This window comes from Pseudomonas sp. NPDC087346 (genome assembly GCF_044744235.1).
In the GTDB taxonomy this organism is placed as follows: domain Bacteria; phylum Pseudomonadota; class Gammaproteobacteria; order Pseudomonadales; family Pseudomonadaceae; genus Aquipseudomonas.
The window spans coordinates 46,833-63,512 of record NZ_JBIUXX010000010.1 but is presented as its reverse complement, the minus strand read 5'-3'; the positions used below and the strand labels follow the sequence as shown (position 1 = coordinate 63,512).

At 58.8% G+C, this 16,680-nt stretch carries 16 protein-coding genes; 6 read left to right on the top strand and 10 right to left on the bottom strand.

Annotation, left to right across the window (positions count from 1 at the left end; translation table 11 throughout):
- Nucleotides 1–6: 6 nt before the first annotated feature.
- Nucleotides 7–1,380: a nucleotide 5'-monophosphate nucleosidase PpnN gene (ppnN, locus tag ACIOZM_RS08850; RefSeq protein ID WP_401212137.1), complete on the top strand. Its 1,374-nt coding sequence runs from the start codon at nucleotides 7–9 to the stop codon at nucleotides 1,378–1,380.
- Between the two features lie 277 nt (nucleotides 1,381–1,657).
- Here the strand turns inward: ppnN and ACIOZM_RS08845 are convergent, their stop codons facing one another.
- Entirely contained in the window at nucleotides 1,658–3,385 is a 1,728-nt protein-coding gene (locus ACIOZM_RS08845; protein WP_401212134.1) for a hypothetical protein, read from the bottom strand.
- 78 nt (nucleotides 3,386–3,463) lie between these two features.
- Complete coding sequence (locus ACIOZM_RS08840) at nucleotides 3,464–3,946, bottom strand: hypothetical protein (RefSeq protein ID WP_401212131.1); 483 nt, start codon at nucleotides 3,944–3,946, stop codon at nucleotides 3,464–3,466.
- Nucleotides 3,947–4,230: 284 nt separating this feature from the next.
- Between ACIOZM_RS08840 and ACIOZM_RS08835 the strand changes: the two genes are divergently transcribed.
- Nucleotides 4,231–4,965, top strand: a complete 735-nt coding sequence (locus ACIOZM_RS08835) for a substrate-binding periplasmic protein (RefSeq protein ID WP_401212128.1) — start codon at nucleotides 4,231–4,233, stop codon at nucleotides 4,963–4,965.
- Between the two features lie 78 nt (nucleotides 4,966–5,043).
- Here ACIOZM_RS08835 and hcnC read toward each other — a convergent pair whose 3' ends face one another.
- The 5 genes from hcnC to ACIOZM_RS08810 all read right to left on the bottom strand — a co-directional run bounded on the left by hcnC (nucleotide 5,044) and on the right by ACIOZM_RS08810 (nucleotide 9,969).
- On the bottom strand, nucleotides 5,044–6,303 hold the full coding sequence (hcnC, locus tag ACIOZM_RS08830; protein ID WP_401212125.1) for a cyanide-forming glycine dehydrogenase subunit HcnC: 1,260 nt from the start codon (nucleotides 6,301–6,303) through the stop codon (nucleotides 5,044–5,046).
- Nucleotides 6,296–7,705: a cyanide-forming glycine dehydrogenase subunit HcnB gene (hcnB, locus tag ACIOZM_RS08825; RefSeq protein ID WP_401212122.1), complete on the bottom strand. Its 1,410-nt coding sequence runs from the start codon at nucleotides 7,703–7,705 to the stop codon at nucleotides 6,296–6,298. The genes hcnC and hcnB overlap by 8 nt, the downstream gene beginning before the upstream one ends.
- The gene (hcnA, locus tag ACIOZM_RS08820) at nucleotides 7,702–8,016 is read right to left on the bottom strand and encodes a cyanide-forming glycine dehydrogenase subunit HcnA (protein WP_401212119.1); all 315 of its coding nucleotides are present in this window, start codon (nucleotides 8,014–8,016) and stop codon (nucleotides 7,702–7,704) included. The genes hcnB and hcnA overlap by 4 nt, the downstream gene beginning before the upstream one ends.
- A gap of 239 nt (nucleotides 8,017–8,255) precedes the next feature.
- The gene (locus tag ACIOZM_RS08815; protein ID WP_401212116.1) at nucleotides 8,256–8,804 is read right to left on the bottom strand and encodes a hypothetical protein; all 549 of its coding nucleotides are present in this window, start codon (nucleotides 8,802–8,804) and stop codon (nucleotides 8,256–8,258) included.
- Between the two features lie 220 nt (nucleotides 8,805–9,024).
- A complete protein-coding gene (locus tag ACIOZM_RS08810; RefSeq protein ID WP_401212114.1) occupies nucleotides 9,025–9,969 on the bottom strand; it encodes a hypothetical protein in 945 nt (314 codons plus the stop codon).
- A 296-nt stretch (nucleotides 9,970–10,265) separates the two neighbouring features.
- Here ACIOZM_RS08810 and ACIOZM_RS08805 point away from each other — a divergent pair, with 296 nt between their 5' ends.
- Both ACIOZM_RS08805 and ACIOZM_RS08800 read left to right on the top strand, forming a co-directional pair.
- A complete protein-coding gene (locus ACIOZM_RS08805; RefSeq protein WP_401212111.1) occupies nucleotides 10,266–10,949 on the top strand; it encodes a response regulator transcription factor in 684 nt (227 codons plus the stop codon).
- Nucleotides 10,927–12,321: a sensor histidine kinase gene (locus tag ACIOZM_RS08800; protein WP_401212108.1), complete on the top strand. Its 1,395-nt coding sequence runs from the start codon at nucleotides 10,927–10,929 to the stop codon at nucleotides 12,319–12,321. The genes ACIOZM_RS08805 and ACIOZM_RS08800 overlap by 23 nt, the downstream gene beginning before the upstream one ends.
- A 274-nt stretch (nucleotides 12,322–12,595) precedes the next feature.
- On the opposite strand, the gene ACIOZM_RS08795 is transcribed toward ACIOZM_RS08800, so the two are convergent.
- The 3 genes from ACIOZM_RS08795 to ACIOZM_RS08785 are packed head-to-tail and all read right to left on the bottom strand — an operon-like array spanning nucleotide 12,596 to nucleotide 14,853.
- Entirely contained in the window at nucleotides 12,596–13,006 is a 411-nt protein-coding gene (locus tag ACIOZM_RS08795) for an SRPBCC family protein (RefSeq protein WP_401212105.1), read from the bottom strand.
- 30 nt (nucleotides 13,007–13,036) lie between these two features.
- Complete coding sequence (locus ACIOZM_RS08790; RefSeq protein ID WP_401212102.1) at nucleotides 13,037–13,834, bottom strand: SDR family NAD(P)-dependent oxidoreductase; 798 nt, start codon at nucleotides 13,832–13,834, stop codon at nucleotides 13,037–13,039.
- Nucleotides 13,831–14,853, bottom strand: a complete 1,023-nt coding sequence (locus tag ACIOZM_RS08785) for an aldo/keto reductase (RefSeq protein WP_401212099.1) — start codon at nucleotides 14,851–14,853, stop codon at nucleotides 13,831–13,833. The genes ACIOZM_RS08790 and ACIOZM_RS08785 overlap by 4 nt, the downstream gene beginning before the upstream one ends.
- 113 nt (nucleotides 14,854–14,966) lie before the next feature.
- On the opposite strand from ACIOZM_RS08785, the gene ACIOZM_RS08780 reads away from it, so the two are divergent.
- Complete coding sequence (locus tag ACIOZM_RS08780) at nucleotides 14,967–15,908, top strand: LysR substrate-binding domain-containing protein (protein ID WP_401212096.1); 942 nt, start codon at nucleotides 14,967–14,969, stop codon at nucleotides 15,906–15,908.
- Nucleotides 15,909–15,994: 86 nt separating this feature from the next.
- The gene (locus tag ACIOZM_RS08775) at nucleotides 15,995–16,654 is read left to right on the top strand and encodes a methyltransferase family protein (protein WP_401212093.1); all 660 of its coding nucleotides are present in this window, start codon (nucleotides 15,995–15,997) and stop codon (nucleotides 16,652–16,654) included.
- Nucleotides 16,655–16,680: the final 26 nt, after the last annotated feature.

Below are 16,680 nucleotides of genomic sequence, written 5' to 3'. Positions count from 1 at the left end.
CATTGCATGACCCAAAGACACGTAATCAACGCCTCCGTCAGCCCGAAAGGCAGCCTGGAAACCCTCTCTCAACGTGAAGTCCAGCAACTGAGCGAAGCCGGAACCGGCAGCACCTATACCCTCTTCCGCCAGTGCGCCCTGGCCATCCTCAATACCGGCGCGCATGTCGACAACGCCAAGACCATTCTCGAAGCCTACAAGGACTTCGAAATCCGCATCCACCAGCAGGATCGCGGTGTGCGCCTGGAGCTGCTGAACGCTCCGGCCGACGCGTTCGTCGACGGCGAAATGATCGCCAGCACCCGTGAAATGCTGTTCAGCGCCCTGCGCGATATCGTCTACACCGAAAACGAACTCGACAGCCAGCGCATCGACCTCAGCACCTCCCAAGGCATCAGCGACTACGTTTTCCACCTGCTGCGCAATGCACGCACCCTGCGCCCGGGTGTCGAACCGAAAATCGTCGTGTGCTGGGGCGGTCACTCGATCAACACCGAAGAATACAAATACACCAAGAAAGTCGGCCACGAACTGGGCCTGCGCAGCCTCGACATCTGCACCGGCTGCGGTCCCGGCGTGATGAAGGGCCCGATGAAGGGTGCGACCATCGCCCATGCCAAACAACGCATCCACGGCGGTCGCTACCTCGGTCTGACCGAACCGGGCATCATCGCCGCCGAAGCGCCGAACCCGATCGTCAATGAGCTGGTGATCCTGCCGGACATCGAAAAACGCCTCGAAGCTTTCGTCCGCGTCGGTCACGGCATCATCATTTTCCCGGGCGGCGCCGGTACTGCGGAAGAATTCCTTTATCTGCTGGGCATCCTGATGCACCCGGACAACGAAGGCCTGCCGTTCCCGGTGATCCTGACCGGACCGAAACATGCCGCGCCGTATCTGGAGCAGCTCGACGCCTTCGTCATCGCCACCCTCGGCGAAGCAGCGAAAAAGCACTACGAGATCATCATCGACGACCCGGCCGAAGTGGCGCGGCAGATGACCCAAGGCCTCAAAGCCGTGAAGCAGTTCCGCCGCGAGCGCGCCGATGCGTTCCACTTCAACTGGCTGCTGAAAATCGACGAAGGCTTCCAGCGCCCGTTCGATCCGACCCACGAAAACATGGCCAACCTCAAACTGCACCGCGACCAGCCACCGCACGAACTGGCCGCCAACCTGCGCCGGGCGTTCTCGGGCATCGTCGCCGGCAACGTCAAGGACAAGGGCATTCGCCTCATCGAAGAACACGGGCCTTATCAGATTCGCGGTGATGCGGCGATCATGCAGCCGCTGGATCTGCTGCTCAAAGCGTTCGTCGCCCAACACCGGATGAAACTGCCGGGCGGCGCGGCGTATGTGCCGTGCTATCAAGTGGTGGCGTAGTAAATAAACGCGGGCTGTAACATCGGCGGCGACGACAGCGAGCAGAAATGACTCAAGTCGCTGAAATTGTCTTAGCTCGGTTGGACGCATCAGCGTTAGCAAACCCCGGATAGATCGACTCTACCCGGGGTTTGTTGTATTGGAGGTCCAGCGATATGCGTGGCAGCTTTTCTACAGCGGGTGCTGCACGAACTGCTGATGCCAGACGAGCGACGCGTGATTTCGGATAAGTAAATCTGATTCTGTTCTCATCCTGGCATTCAGACTACCAATCAGCTTATCGCTGAACAGTTAACCTGAAAGAATCAAAATAAAATTGACCTCCTGCAGATGGACTCCCCACGTTTATATCCATGCGCGTTATTCCCTGAGCTTCAAACGTTATCTGATGGTTAACAAGCTGATACCTATTAACTAGTGGGCACGTTCCTAAAAAATTTCCACTGACATCAAAAAATTTCACATCCCCCGCATGCAACGAATTTGAAAAATACCAAAAACTGATCCTGGAGCACCTATCATTGAAATAGACCTTATATGGTAGAGCATCATAACTCTGCCAAACACCTATCCCATGACCATCTACATGCTCATTCGGCCCTGAATATACCGAGCCTAAAGTTAGGTGCCCCCTCACGCATTCAAACTTCATATGATCATGCTGGAAACTTTCTCCCGCCCTCAGGCTTAACAACGTCACCGGAAAATCCTCCTCGATCACAGAACTCCAGACCTCATACGTACGAACAAGCGTCTGCGCCGTCGATTCATCAAGACTCCCATCAAAAGTCACCTTCAACTCCACCCGCAAGTTCGAACCCCACTTGAGTTTTCGCAGGTTTGCCACGGGGGCCTCAGGCAATAATCCATCAACAATTCCGCCCGCAGGCAACAAATCTCCTGAATACGTGGTGTGTTCAAATGGCGTGCCGTTGTCATTGGTACCGAAGTATCGCAACCAGATCCGCTGGAATTCGCTGATATGGGGCCACGCCGAAACTCTTGTTCGCGTCGAGTCATTTAACGCGAAGCTATCCAGCGAGTTGTCGACGTTGTTTGCGCCATCAATTGAAAGCACTGTCCAACCCGGGTGATTCTCCGGAATTTTGCTGACCGACGCGGTCAACGTCTGCGACGTGAATTGTTTGCCGTTGCGGAACAGTAGATAACTGAACGTCACTTGCTTGCCCATGTTTGCCGCAATGAACGCACTGCTCAATGGGAAGTTGGCTCGACTGCTGGCATTAAGCGGTAATGGATTGAAGACCGGAGAACCAGGCCCGGGCGACCCTTCGACAATCAGTTGAACGGTATCGCCGGGACGATGCCCCAGCAACTCAACTTGCCCGTTGGCACCACTCAGATTGGCCGGGTCCAACGGATCAAGCACGCCATTAACCGACTTTTGAAAGCGTGGCGGCTTCAGATCCGATAGTCCTCCACCCAGCACCCGCGCCGTAGCGATTCTGGAGCGACCGATCCGCACGCTACCCCTGAACAACTCATACCACGCGGTTACTGTGCTACCACCAACCACCTGCCCGTTGGCCACTTGCAGTATGCAGGGTGATTTCTGCCCGAAATCGTCCGTCTCTACGGTCCCGCTCACTGTCACCACGATGTCCGGCTCGCCATCGATTTTCGCGGTATAGGTAGCGTTGATCACATCCCGCGGTTGAAAACCGGGATCGGTGGTCAGCGCAATCATCAATAACGGATTAGTACCGAGTTTTTCCGGATCGATGATGCCTGGGTCATCCGAAGGATCGTCGGGTTTTTCTCGCAGGATCAGCCCCGACAAACGCTGCCCGGCCAGATCCACGTCCACCTCCGTTGTAGCTGACCACGGCGAATCGGTATCCGGGGTGTTACTCAACTTGTCGGTTACCGTGAAGGAGAGTTTGAAACTCGAACTGTCTCCGTGCGACAGATCGGCGCGGGTTACCGGGAAGCACACAGTCACCGGGATGTCCGAAGCGGGGAGCGGTGCTTCGGATTCGGTCACCGTATGATCCACGTCATGGCCATTGCAGTTCAGACGAATCTTGTCGCCCGGGCGGCAATACGGGTACGAAACACACACCTAGGCACCGACGAAATCAGGCCCCACTCCGTTTTTGATGGCATCAGGCAACAACAATTCGAGCCGCGAATGGCCATCGACACCGGGGTCGGTGTCCTGATTGCCGGGACGAATGGCGTTGTACAACATCGTCAGCGGTGGCTCCGAAGTACCGATATTGTTGCTGCTGCGCTCCACCGTGTAAGTCATCTGGTTCAGCACACCATCGCGGAGCATTTTTTTCGGTAGATACAGCGTGGTATTGCTGCTGTTGCTTTGAGTCTGCGCATTGGTGATGTCGACCTGACCATTGAGATTGATACGGATGGTGTCCCCAGCCGCCTGCCCCAGATAAGCCTGCACCGTAATGAGCAGCCCCATGGGCTCAAGGTAAATGTGCAGTGGTACACCGTAATTGGCCCCCGCCACCGGTGTTGTACCTCGGGGAATTAGCGGTCGGTCTAACACCAAGGGACCGTTTTTGGGCAACACGGGGGTGGTCATGACTGAAGCTCCTGCACGCTGGTGGATTGCTGCCCTTATCAAACAACCTGGTGGTGGGCTCCGCTACTGTCATATCTGACAGGTAAAGGAAGCTTTCCGACCTACGGCGCTCTGAGAAGTACTCATCGCGCCACGAGATGATGACCTTCGCGAGCAAGCTCGCTCCCACAGTATTTCAGGTGACTCTCCAGTCCTGCTTCCTGACACAAAAGCCCCACAGATTCCCCACGACAGCCTTCACCGGCCGTACTAAGCTGCGCGTTTGTTTTCGTCAGGGAAGATTCATGAAACGGATTGCCGCGTATCTGCTGTCATGCCTGGCCCTGGCGGCCAACGCGGCGGATCTGCAACTGCTCACCGACAACCATCCGCCGCTGCATTTTCTGCAAGGCGATCAACTGGTGGGTTACGGGGTGGACGTGGTACGGGCGCTGGCCGCACAGACTGGCGATCACATCAATCTGCAACAAGTACCGCTGCTGCGCGCCCTGCGCATGGCGATCGATACACCGGACACCGGTGTCTTCACCGTGTTGCGCACCGAAGAACGCGATGACCGCTACCAATGGGTCGGGCCGCTGATTGAAGTTGAAACCGCGCTTTACGCACAAGACACTCGTCACCCTCGGGTGCAGAGTCTGCAAGAGGCTGACCAATTGGGCCGGATTACCGCGCCGCGTAAATGGCTGGTCTACAGCTATCTGCAACAGCAAGGCCTGAGCAATCTCTACGGCGTGGAAACCCCCGAGCAAATGATGCGGCTGTTCAGCCTCGGCCGTACCGATTTCGTGGTGTCCGATACCCTGTCCAGCGCTTCCCTCGCCCGCGAACAAGGCATGGAGCCGGGCCGCTTGCAGTATCAGATTCCACTGATGAAGCAGGAAACCTACATCGCCTTCTCGCTGCAGACCGACCCGAAGCAGGTGGCACGTTGGCAACAGGCACTGAACACCTTGCGCAAGAATGGACAGTTGGAGCAGATGCGCCAGCGCTGGCTGGTGAATGCCCTTCCACGTTGATCATTGATCTTCGCTAGGGGCACCCGGTTTGGCTCTATACCTGTTGGAGCTGCAGCGAGCAGCTCCGACAGGATTGGATCAGGCCATTTCCAGTTCTAGCGCCTGTTTGACCGGAGCAACCTCGAAGCGATCCGCCAGGAACGGCGTAATGTCCAGCGGCAACGGCTCATCGTTGACCAGTTTATCCAGCAACACGCCGGTAATCGCCGAAGTCAGGATGCCGGTGCGGAAGTGCCCGCAGGCATTCAGATAACCCTCCACCCCACGCATCGGCCCGAGGATCGGCAACTCATCCGGCGAGCCCGGACGCAGCCCGGCCCAGGTGCGTTTCAGATTGACGTCCTTGAGTTCCGGCAAACACCGCACCGCGCCCTGCACCAGCCCGGCGATTTCCGGGTAGGTGGTGGTGACGTCGAAGCCTTTGTCTTCGGTGGTGCTGCCAATCAGGATCTCGCCATTGTCCTTTTGCGCCACGTAGCAGTCGCTGGTGGTCAGGCAACCGTTGAGGATTTTCGGCATGCGTTCGGTGAGCAGAATCTGCCCTTTCACCGGTTTCACCGGGATGCGGATGCCGCTGGCCCACTCGCTCAGATCCGCCGCCCAGGCACCAGCGGCGTTGATCAGGGTCTTGCAGTGGAACACGCCAGCCTCGGCGGTCTGCACACCAGTCACGCGGCTGCCGTGGTGCAATACGCCAGTGACGTTGGTGTTGACGAAGATATCCACGCCATTCTGCCGTGCGCCTTCGGTGTAGGCATCGGCGAGGCGGAACGGGCTGACCTGATGGTCACAGAGGAACTCCAGCGCCCCGCGTGCTTCGTGACTGACGCTCGGCTCGGCCTCGCGCAGTTCTGCCTGATCGAGCCAACGCACCTGGTCGGCGAGATGCGGAATGCAGCCGACAATGTGCTCGGCGTAGAGCCGGTCTTCATCGTCATAAATCACAAATTTCAATCCGGTCTTCTCGAACTTGAAATCCATCCCGTGGTTTTCCATCAATTCACGGTGCAACGCCGGGTACAGCGCATTGGACTGCAAGGCGAAATCGAAGAATGAGTCCGGCAGGATATGCGGCGTACTGGAATCCACCGCGACTGCCGCGCCCTGGGTTTCGCGCTTGCGGTTGGCCGACATCATGCGAAAGAAAATCACCCCGCAGCCCAGCCCGACCGACTCGCCAATCGCCCACAAGCCACCGGCCGAAGCACGGGTCGCATTGCCCGGACGCTTGGCGTCGATCAGCGCAACCTTGAGGCCTTTGCGCTTGGACAATTGATAGGCGCAGGACGCCCCGATCACACCGCCGCCGGCAATGACCACGTCATAGAACTTACTCATGGGAAGCGGCCTCCGTGCCGACGGATGTGAATGCGGAAAAAGGAATCGGATCAATCGGGAAGCGCGGACGCAGCCAACCGACGTCCTGACGTCCGGTGGCCTGGCGCAAGCGGTCGCTGCAATAACCGACGCACATCCGTCCCTGACAGTCGCCCATGCTCACGCGGGTGCGCATTTTCAGGCTGGCGATGTCTTGCACGCCCTGCTCCAGCGCCCGGTCGATGTCGGCGCGGGTCGCGTGTTCGCAGCGGCAGATCACCGTGTCGGCGGCTGGCAGTGCAGTTTGCCCGACACCGCGTTCGGTATAGCGATCCACGGCGGCTCGAAAGCGCACGATGGCCTTGAGCTTGCCGAGGAAGCGGTCGCGACGGACCTTCGCCAGTTCTGCTTCAATCACGCCACGTTGCAGCAGAATCGAGGTCGCGGCGATCTTGCCCGCCAGCATCGCTGCCTCACCGCCGCGAATGCCGTTGACGTCGCCGGCCAGATGCACATGCCGCTCGTTGCTTTGCTGCCAGACATTCGAGTTGGCGCGCAGGTAACCGTCGTCGCTGAAGCCGTGATCCAGGCCCATCTGCTGACTGAGTTGAGTACGCGGAATGAAACCGTAACCGACCGCCAGTGTCTGCGCTTCGAAACGCTCGACCCGTGTCAGATCTGGCGCCCAGGTGGCCGAATACGGTGCGACGCTGACGCTTTTCAATTCGCCCTCGCCGTGGGCTTCAACTATGCCCCAACCGTAATTCATCGGGATGCCGTGCAGTTTCAGGTAGGCGAGCATGCTCAAACCGTCGAGAAACAGCTGCGGCTTGTTCAGCAGCGCGAGGCTTTCACGGGCGATCTTGCCGAAGGCGCAGGCTTCATACACACCCGCAACCTTGACCCCGGATGCATGTAACTGCGTCGCCACCAGCGGCAGCAACGGCCCGGTGCCGGCGATGATCACCGGCCCTTGCGGCTTGACCACGCCACTCTTGATCTGCAGTTGCAGGCCACCGAGCATAATCACGCCCGGCAAGGTCCAGCCGGGAAACGGCACGCTGCGTTCATGGCAACCGGCGGCCAGCAGCAATTGCGGGTATTCGATTTCGTGCAGTTGCTCGTCGGCGTCCAGCACCACCAGTGCGCGAGTGCCTTCGGCGCCGACCACGCGATGGTTGAGATGCACGTCAATCAGCCCGGATTGTTCCTGGAATTCACCGTGCAGTTTGCTCAGGGCTTCGGAGTAGCGCGGCCCCAGATAATCCAGCTGCACGCCGTCACGCAGCGGCCCGCGATAAACCACGCCGCCGAGTCGTGAAGATTCTTCGAGCAGAGTGCTGCGCACACCGTGGCGCGCCAGTTCGCAGGCTGCTGCCATACCTGCCGGCCCACCGCCGACAATAACCGGTTGCAGGCTCATACGACCTCCTGCGCGGCGACGCGGTTGACCTGGGTTTCGATCTGCATGCCGTCACGCACGACGGTCTGGCAGGCGCGGCGCTTGTGCCGGCCATTGATTTTCACCAGGCAGCACTGGCACACGCCCATGCCGCAGTAGGCGCCGCTGATCTGGTTGTGATCGTTGCGCGCGACCTGGCGCACGCCGAGGGCCTGGATGACACTGAGGACGGTTTCCCCAATGGCAGCGTTGACCGGTTGACCGTTGATGTGGACGGTCATATCCGCCTGCGCCAAAGGCTGGATATCGAAGGTTCTGTCTTGGCAGTGCATTGCTATGTTCATCCGTGAAGGTTCGGTTGAGGTTGTGTCAGCTCCTTGCTGCACTACACCTGATCGACGCATTTATTTCTTTGATTGGGGGCGTCGACGCGGGTACTCCGTCAGCGCAACAAGGCGCGCGGGAGCACTGTAGCTCAAACACCAGCAAAGGCCTGGATCATTTAAGTTAGGCGATATTGCCAGAGGAAATATTGATCCAGGCCAGTGAAAGCCGTCGGATTGTTCAACGATCAGTTCGAGAAAACGAATTGTCCCTTGATCTTTTTCGCACCGATGAACCCGAGGTCAGGGAACAGCAGGGTTTTCAGCCACGCCGCATAGCCCACAATCGCCAGGGTAATGCCCACCACGACCAGGGTGGTCACCGGGTCTTCTTCGAAGCCCTTGAACATGCGCGATAGCTGGCTGAGCGTCAGGATCACGTAGACGGTGTAAACCGACGCGATGTTCTTGTAGAAGCCCCAGGCAAACAGCAGTGGAATGCCACCGGCGATCAGCATCACCGTCAGAGCCATGCCCGCGCTGAATTCGTAAAACAGGAAAAACCCGGCCACCGCGCCGATCAATGCCTGAATGCAGGTCAGCACGACGAGGATTGTGACTTTGAGTGAGTGACGCTCTCTGAGAGCGGGATCAGGCCGGCCGGCAATCCATGCAGCCAACACACGATCCTTGACCTTCCCGCCCGAGAGCGCCTTGAAAGTTTCGGTCCTGGAGCGTCCGGCGTCGAGCATCTCGACCAATTGCCGTTTGATTTCCTTCTTGTCCAACGTGCTCATCCTTAAATCGCGGTGAAAGCGGCCAATCCACTTCCGCCGGCGATTCTCGCCGTTGGCCCTTGAGAAAGCAAAAAGCCGCTTGCACCGTGAAGTGCAAGCGGCCGAGGCAGTGGCCTCAAGGGAGCATTCGGTCAGTGTACGAACAGGGCAATCAGGATAATGATCGGGATCGGTACACCGAGGAAAAACAGCAGTAATGAGCGCATGGTGATGTTCCTTGTTAGCGGACTGGAGGCAGTGTGGTGGTGGCTGTGGTGTAGGTGTCGACTTCAACGTACTCGACCGCATCCCGACGACGACCGCCGAAAGTGGCCGCGAAGCTGGCAAAGAACGCACCGATCAGCAGCGCAACAAACATCCACAGGGAAGTCAGCGCAGCGACTTTTGCAGCAGCGTCAGCAGCCTGTTGGGCTTTGACTTTGGCGTCGGCGATGGCTTTCTGAGTGCGAGCGTAGACTTCATCAACACGACGTTCGGCGTCGGCCTGAGTCAGGTTGGTGCGTTGCGCTACCAGTTGCGCGAGGTAGGTACGGTCTTCGACACTGAGCTGACCGTTGGCCAGGCTCTGCGCAAAGATTCGCGCTACGGCGCCATGCGCAGCATCGTCACTGACAGCTGCCGGACGGTCATCGCGAAACAGGCTGTCGATGAAGTAGCCGTACTGGTTGCTGTCGGTTTTGGCTGCTGCGGTACCCGCTGCTTGAGTCATAGCGCTGGCTGCACCGCCGGCAACACTTGCACCGGCCTGAACGCCACCGCTGATCACGCTGCTGACCGAGCCGACCACCAGAATCGCGGTCACCAGAGTCGCTACGCACCAGGAGAGGAAGCCGTGGGCCGTGTCGCGGAAATACACTTCGTCACCGTGCATGTTCGCCCACTTCACCCGCAGGCGTCCGGCGATGTAACCGCCCATGCCGGAAGCGATGATCTGCGTCGCCGCCAGCCAGACTATCGTTGAAATGCCCAGGCCCTTGGCGCTGATGCCCTCCCCGGCCCACGGTGAAACTGCAGAGAAGCCAAGCCCGAAGCCCAGCAGCACCAGAATCATCGACAAAGCGGCTGCCGCTGCCGCGCCAGCGAAGATCGCCCCCCAGGACACACCTGAGACGTTGCTCGACTCTCCTTCGAAGGCAGGATAAAACCCATCTGAGGATCTATTCATTGTTGTTCTGCTCCAGGCATGAAAAATGGTGTTACAACTCGTCACGAGATGAATTGCAGCGACCGTGCCAGTCGTCAGAAATAAATAAATCCTTATTTTTCAATAAGTTATAAAGAATGAACTTCTTAAATCCGTGCAATTTGCAACAAGCTGCAGATATCAGCGGGTTTTATGCATTGGCACAAAGTCTGTTATTTGCGTTTGTGACAGGCTCAACATGAAAGTTAATTTAAAGCGTCACGGAAAATACTTGGCAAAATGCTGCCATTCCGTTTCAACCGATCAAGGCCTGCCCTATGACTCGTATTTTGACCATCGAAGACGACGCCGTGACCGCCCGGGAAATCGTTGCCGAATTGAGCAGCCACGGCCTGGATGTGGATTGGGTCGACAACGGCCGTGAAGGCCTGGACCGTGCCGTCAGCGGCAACTACGACCTGATCACCCTCGACCGCATGCTGCCCGAACTCGATGGCCTGGCCATCGTCACTACCCTGCGCACCATGGGTGTGGCCACGCCGATTTTGATGATCAGCGCCCTTTCCGATGTCGATGAACGCGTGCGCGGGCTGCGCGCCGGTGGCGATGATTACCTGACCAAACCATTCGCCACCGATGAAATGGCCGCACGAGTCGAAGTGCTGCTGCGTCGTCAAAGCACTGGCGGCACGCAACCGACCACCTTGCGCGTGGCGGATCTGGAACTCGACTTGATCAGTCACGAAGCGCGCCGCGCCGACCAGGTGCTGACGCTGCTGCCGACCGAGTACAAGTTGTTGGAATTCCTGATGCGCAACAGCGGCCAGATTCTCTCGCGGATGATGATTTTCGAAGAGGTCTGGGGCTATCACTTCGACCCCGGCACCAACCTGATCGACGTGCACATCGGGCGCCTGCGCAAAAAGATCGACGCCGCGGGTTATGTTCCGCTGATCCGCACGGTGCGAGGCTCGGGTTATGTCATTGCCGAACCCGTCTGACGGTTGGCGTTCCTCCAGCAGTCGCTTGCTGGCGCTGTACAGTTCGCTGTTCGTGGCCTGGAGTGCGATCCTCATGGGGGTCATGTATTTCGAGGTGTCCGGGTATCTGGACAACCTGGCCAAGCACTCGCTGATGCAACGTCAGCACCTGTTCTCGCACTTTCGCGGCGAGCAACTGGAAGAAGCCCTGGCCGCGAGCATGACCTTCGATATTCGCGGCATCGACGCCTACGGCTTGTTCGACGCCGAGCAGCGCTACCTCGGTGGTGCCTTGCAGCAAATCCCCGAAGGCCTTCCGCTCGACGGCAAGATCCACACCCTGGCCGACTGCGCCGATTCCGATGACCCGACCCTTCCCGCCGACAGCTGCGACGCGGTCGCGACCCAGACCCGTGACGGCCGCTGGCTGGTGTTGCTGCGCGACAACGGCTCATTGTTTGCCGTGACACGGATCATTTTGCACGCGTTGTTCTGGGGTGTTTCGCTGACGATTCTGCCGGGGATTGCCGGTTGGCATCTGTTGCGGCGGCGGCCATTGCGGCGTATCAGGGCGATTCAGGCCAGCGCTCAGGCGATTGTTGCCGGCGACCTGACCCATCGTTTGCCGCTGTCCAATCGCCGTGACGAACTGGACATGCTCGCCGCTATCGTCAACGCCATGCTCGAACGCATCGAGCGCTTGATGCATGAAGTCAAAGGCGTCTGCGACAACATCGCCCATGATCTGCGCACTCCGCTGACTCGTCTGCGGGCGCAGTTGTATCGCATGCAGCAACAAGCCGGTGAAGGCTCGCAGCAAGCGGCGCAACTGGATCTGGTGCTGGGCGAAGCGGATACGCTGATGGCGCGGTTTCGTGGGCTGTTGCGGATTTCCGAGCTAGAGGATCGGCAGCGGCGCTCCGGTTTTGTCGAACTCGATCCGGTGCAATTGCTGGAAGAACTGCACGAGTTTTATCTGCCGCTGGCCGAAGAAGACGAATTGCGTTTCGAACTGAACATGCCGGAAACCTTGCCGCCGCTGAATGGTGACCGGGCGCTGTTGTTTGAGGCACTGGCGAATCTGTTGAGCAACTCGATCAAATTCACCCCACCCGGTGGCACGGTGATTTTGCGTGGTGTGAGTGTCGGTGGGCATACGCGCATCGAAGTTCACGATTCGGGCCCCGGAATTCCGGAGGCCGAGCGCGAGGTGGTGTTTCAGCGTTTCTATCGCGCCGAGGGCGGGCAACCACAAAGCGGTTTTGGCCTGGGCTTATCGATCGTTGCGGCGATTGTCAGCCTGCATGGTTTCACGCTTGAAGTGGGTAGCAGTGATCTAGGCGGCGCGAAACTGGCGCTCGACTGCAAGCAGAGCCTGATTTCGCAATCCTGAGGTTGATTGCAAACCTCCAATTCACGCCCCCCCTGTGGGAGCTGGCCTGCCAGCGATAGCGGTGGTTCAGTCGGCATAAATATTGACTGGACCGGCGCCATCGCTGGCAGGCCAGCTCCCACAATGTCCGTGGCGTGACTGGATGCTGTGGTCACACCACAAAACCTGTAGGAGTGAGCCTGCTCGCGATGGCGTCGGCACATTAAGAATATTAGCTGGCTGACACACCGCTATCGCTGGCAGGCCAGCTCCCACAGGTTTTTGTGGTTATCAGTCAGTCCGGATAGTTGGCCCGCAGGGCTTCGAGGCCGCCCTGGTAGATGCCGTTGAACAGCGCCACCACTTCTTCATCGCTGACGCCATTGGCCGTGAAGCGTCCCGACCACGTTACCCGTGCGCCCTGCCCCTGAGCTTCGACTTTGATCGTCGCCAGATATTCCGTCGCCGGGAACGGTGCCTCTACAATCGAATAGCTGTAAATCTTCGCCGCATTATCAAACGTCTGCAGACGCTCGATCACCGTGCCGCCATCGGCGGTTTTCAGGGTGCGCACGCGACCGCCTTCGCTCAATTCGCTGCTCGGAATGAACGGTAGCCAATCCGGCAACGTGTTGAACCCGCCGATCAATTGCCAGACCTGATCGGCCGAGGCCGGGATGTCGATGAATGCTGATGCAGTTGCCATAAATAAACGTCTCTCCAAAAATATTCGGGTTCAGATTGCCATGCTGTCGACCACACCACCATCGACCCGCAGGGCCGCGCCGGTGGTTGCCGAGGACAGCGGTGAAGCGATGTAGGTCACCAGATGCGCGACCTCTTCGACATCGGCCACACGCTGGATTATCGAGGTCGGCCGCGCCTTGCGCACAAAGGCGTCGGCCTCATCGCGCAGGCTGCGGCCGGATTCGGCGGCGGCGTCCTTGAGCATTTGTTCCAGGCCATCGGTAAACGTCGGCCCCGGAAGGATCGCATTGACCGTCACGCCCGTGCCAGCCAGACGCTTGGCCAAACCGTGGGACACCGCCAGATTGGCACTTTTGGTCACGCCATAATTGAGCATGTCGGCCGGCGTCGCCACACCGGATTCCGAAGACAGAAAGATCACCCGGCCCCAGCCCTGCTCGACCATCGCCGGCGTGTAATGCCGCGACAGGCGCACGCCGGAAATCACGTTGACCTCATAGAAACGCGTCCACTCGCTGTCCGGCGTTTCGAAGAAATCCACATCATTAAAGATGCCGAGATTGTTCACCAGAATGTCCGCACGCGGTTCGGCGGCGAAGAGAATTTCCGCACCTTCGGCGGTGCCCAGGTCCGCCGTCAAACCGCGCAATTGTGCACCCGGGACTTTTTGCCGAATGCTCGCCAGCGCCTGATCGACTTTGCTGGTTTCGCGGCCGATTACCACCACGGTCGCGCCAGCCTCGGCCAGCGACTGGCTGATACCGAGACCGATGCCAGCGGTGCTGCCGCTAACGATTGCAAGTTTTCCACTCAGATCGATTTTCATGCTTTCACCTCATCGATTGGCAATGGTGCACGTTCGGACACCAGTTTCGCTTCACGCATGGCCTTCCAGAAACCGGCCGGAATCACCGCCGACAGTGCTGCCATATCTTCAGCAATTCGCCCCGGTTTGCTGGCACCCGGAATCACTGCCGCCACTGCCGGATTGGCCAGCGAGAATTGCAGCGCCGCAGCTTTTACATCGACGCCGTATGCAGCAGCGATGCGTTTGATCTGTTCAACCCTGGCGATGATCTGCGGGCTGGCCTTCTGGTATTCGAAGTGCGCACCACCGGCAAGAATCCCCGAGCTGTAAGGGCCGCCAACGACGATTTCGACATTCTGCGCCAGCGCTGCATCCATCAATCGTTGCAGGGCGCGGTCGTGATCCAGCAGGGTGTAACGGCCGGCGAGCAGGAAGCCGTCCGGTTGCGCTTCAGTCAGGTCCAGCGTCAGTTCGCACGGTTCGACCTTGTTCACTCCGAGACCCCAACCCTTGATCACGCCTTCTTCACGCAAACGGGTAAGAACTTTGAATGCGCCGGTGCGTGCCTGATTGAAATACTCCAGCCACTGATCACCGTAGAAATCCTGGGCGATGTCGTGCACCCAGACGATGTCCAGACGATCGGTTTGCAGGCGCTTGAGGCTGTCTTCAATCGAACGCATCGTTGCGTCGGCGCTGTAGTCGTTGACGATTTTGTTCGGGCGACCGTGCTCGAACACGCCGCTTTTCTCACCGAGATCACGGGCTGCTGCGTCTTCGACTTCGTCGAGAATGACCCGGCCAACCTTGGTGCTCAGCACGTAGTCATCACGCTTGTATTGGGCCAGCGCGGCGCCGAGGCGAATTTCCGAGAGGCCCGAGCCGTAGAACGGCGCGGTGTCGAAGTAACGCACGCCAGCATCCCAGGCTGCATGCACGGTGGCTTGTGCCTCTTCTTCAGGGATGGCGCGGAACATGTTGCCCAGTGGTGCTGTGCCGAAGCCGAGTTTGCCCGGCAGTTTGTCTTTCAAGCTCATTGGTTTGTCCTCGTAGGTGTCTGGGTCTGTGTGACCGTTGAGCAGATCCTAGATTGCGCAGTCGAGACCGTCCAAGACATAATCAGCAGCACTTGAGTCCCTACAGGTCTGACATGATCGACATCCGCCAATTGCGCTATTTCGTTGCCGTCGCCGAAGAAGAACACGTCGGCCGCGCCGCCGAACGGCTGCATATTTCCCAATCGCCGCTGAGCCGACAGATAGCCCAGCTCGAAGAACGACTGGGCCTGACCCTGTTCGAGCGCAGTCAACAACGTATTCGGCTGACCCGCGATGGCCAGACTTTTCTCGCCGAAACCCGCGCCCTGCTGACTCACGCCAATCGTCTGGAGTCCCTCGGCAAACGTCTGGGCCGGGGCGAAGAAGGCGGTTTGTGCATCGGCTACATCGAAAACGCCATGCACGCCGGGGTCTTGCCGAACGCCTTGCGGGTGTTGCGGGTGGATCGGCCTAACGTGCATGTCGCGCTGTACAACCTGAGTTCCACCGAGCAACTGGAAGGACTGCGTCAGCGTAGTCTCGATATCGCGTTAGTGAACGAGCCACCGACCGACGACGATCCGGATCTGCTGGGTTTTCAGGTGCTCGACGACCCGATGCTGCTGGCGCTGCCGGAACAGCATCCGCTGGCGCAGCAGGCGGTGTTGAGTCCTGCGGATCTGGCCGATCAGGAATGGATCGGCGTCCAGCCGCGTCAAGGCGCGGAGGATGACTTTGTGAGTGCCTGCATCCGTGCCGGGTTCACTCCGGATGTGCGCATGCAGGCAACAGAGCCGTTCACCGCACTGGGGCTGGTGGCCTCGGGGCTGGGGATTGCGATGATCCAGAAAGGCCTGAGCCACAACGCCCCGCCCGGCGTGGTGCTGCGGGAAGTGCCATGGCTGGCGTTCACGACACCGTTGTGGGCGGCGTGGCACCGGATCAATTTACGGCCGTTGGTGGAGACCTTTCGTAAAGTCCTGACCGATACCCATCCCTGTGGGAGCCAGCCTGCTGGCGATTTGGCCGGCATATCCAGAATATCTGCTGGCTGATACGCCGTCATCGCCAGCAGGCTGGCTCCCACAGGTTTTACCGGGGATCTACACTTTATGGGAGAGTTGTCTGCCGTGAGGTGCCCATGAAAATGTCCGCACAAATGACTGTGGTCGCTGTACTCGCCACCCTCGCCTACCTTGGCCTGGCGGTGTGGGGCATTGGCGGCCCGGCGATTTTCTTTGCCCATGGTTCGCTGGTGATAGTGGCGCTGGCGACCTTGCTGATGGTCGTCGCATCAATGTTCACCGAGGTCAATCTGAGTTCAGGTGAACGTGAAGACCGCGCCAACCGCTGGGTGCTTCCGGCATTCGGGGTGATTGGCCTGCTCAGCGGATTCCTGCCGGCGTATTGCGACCGCATCGATTTCTGGACCTTTGGTGGCGAGGGCGTGCGTTGGCTGGGGGCGTTGCTGTTCATCATCGGCGGTGCGTTGCGCTTGTGGCCGGTGTTTGTGCTGGGGCGACGATTTAGTGGGTTGGTGGCGATTCAACCGGGGCATCGGCTGGTCACGGATGGCATTTATCAGCGTCTGCGCAATCCGAGTTATCTGGGGTTGGTGGTCAACGCTGTGGGTTGGGCACTGGCGTTTCGCTCGAGCGTTGGATTGTTGCTTGCGGTACTGACCTTGATTCCGCTGATCGCCCGCATTCACTCCGAAGAAGCGTTGCTGCGCAGCCAGTTCGGCGCGGAGTACGACGCTTATTGCAGTCGCAGTTGGCGGCTATTACCGGGCGTCTACTAAACACTACAAATCCCATGTGGGAGCCA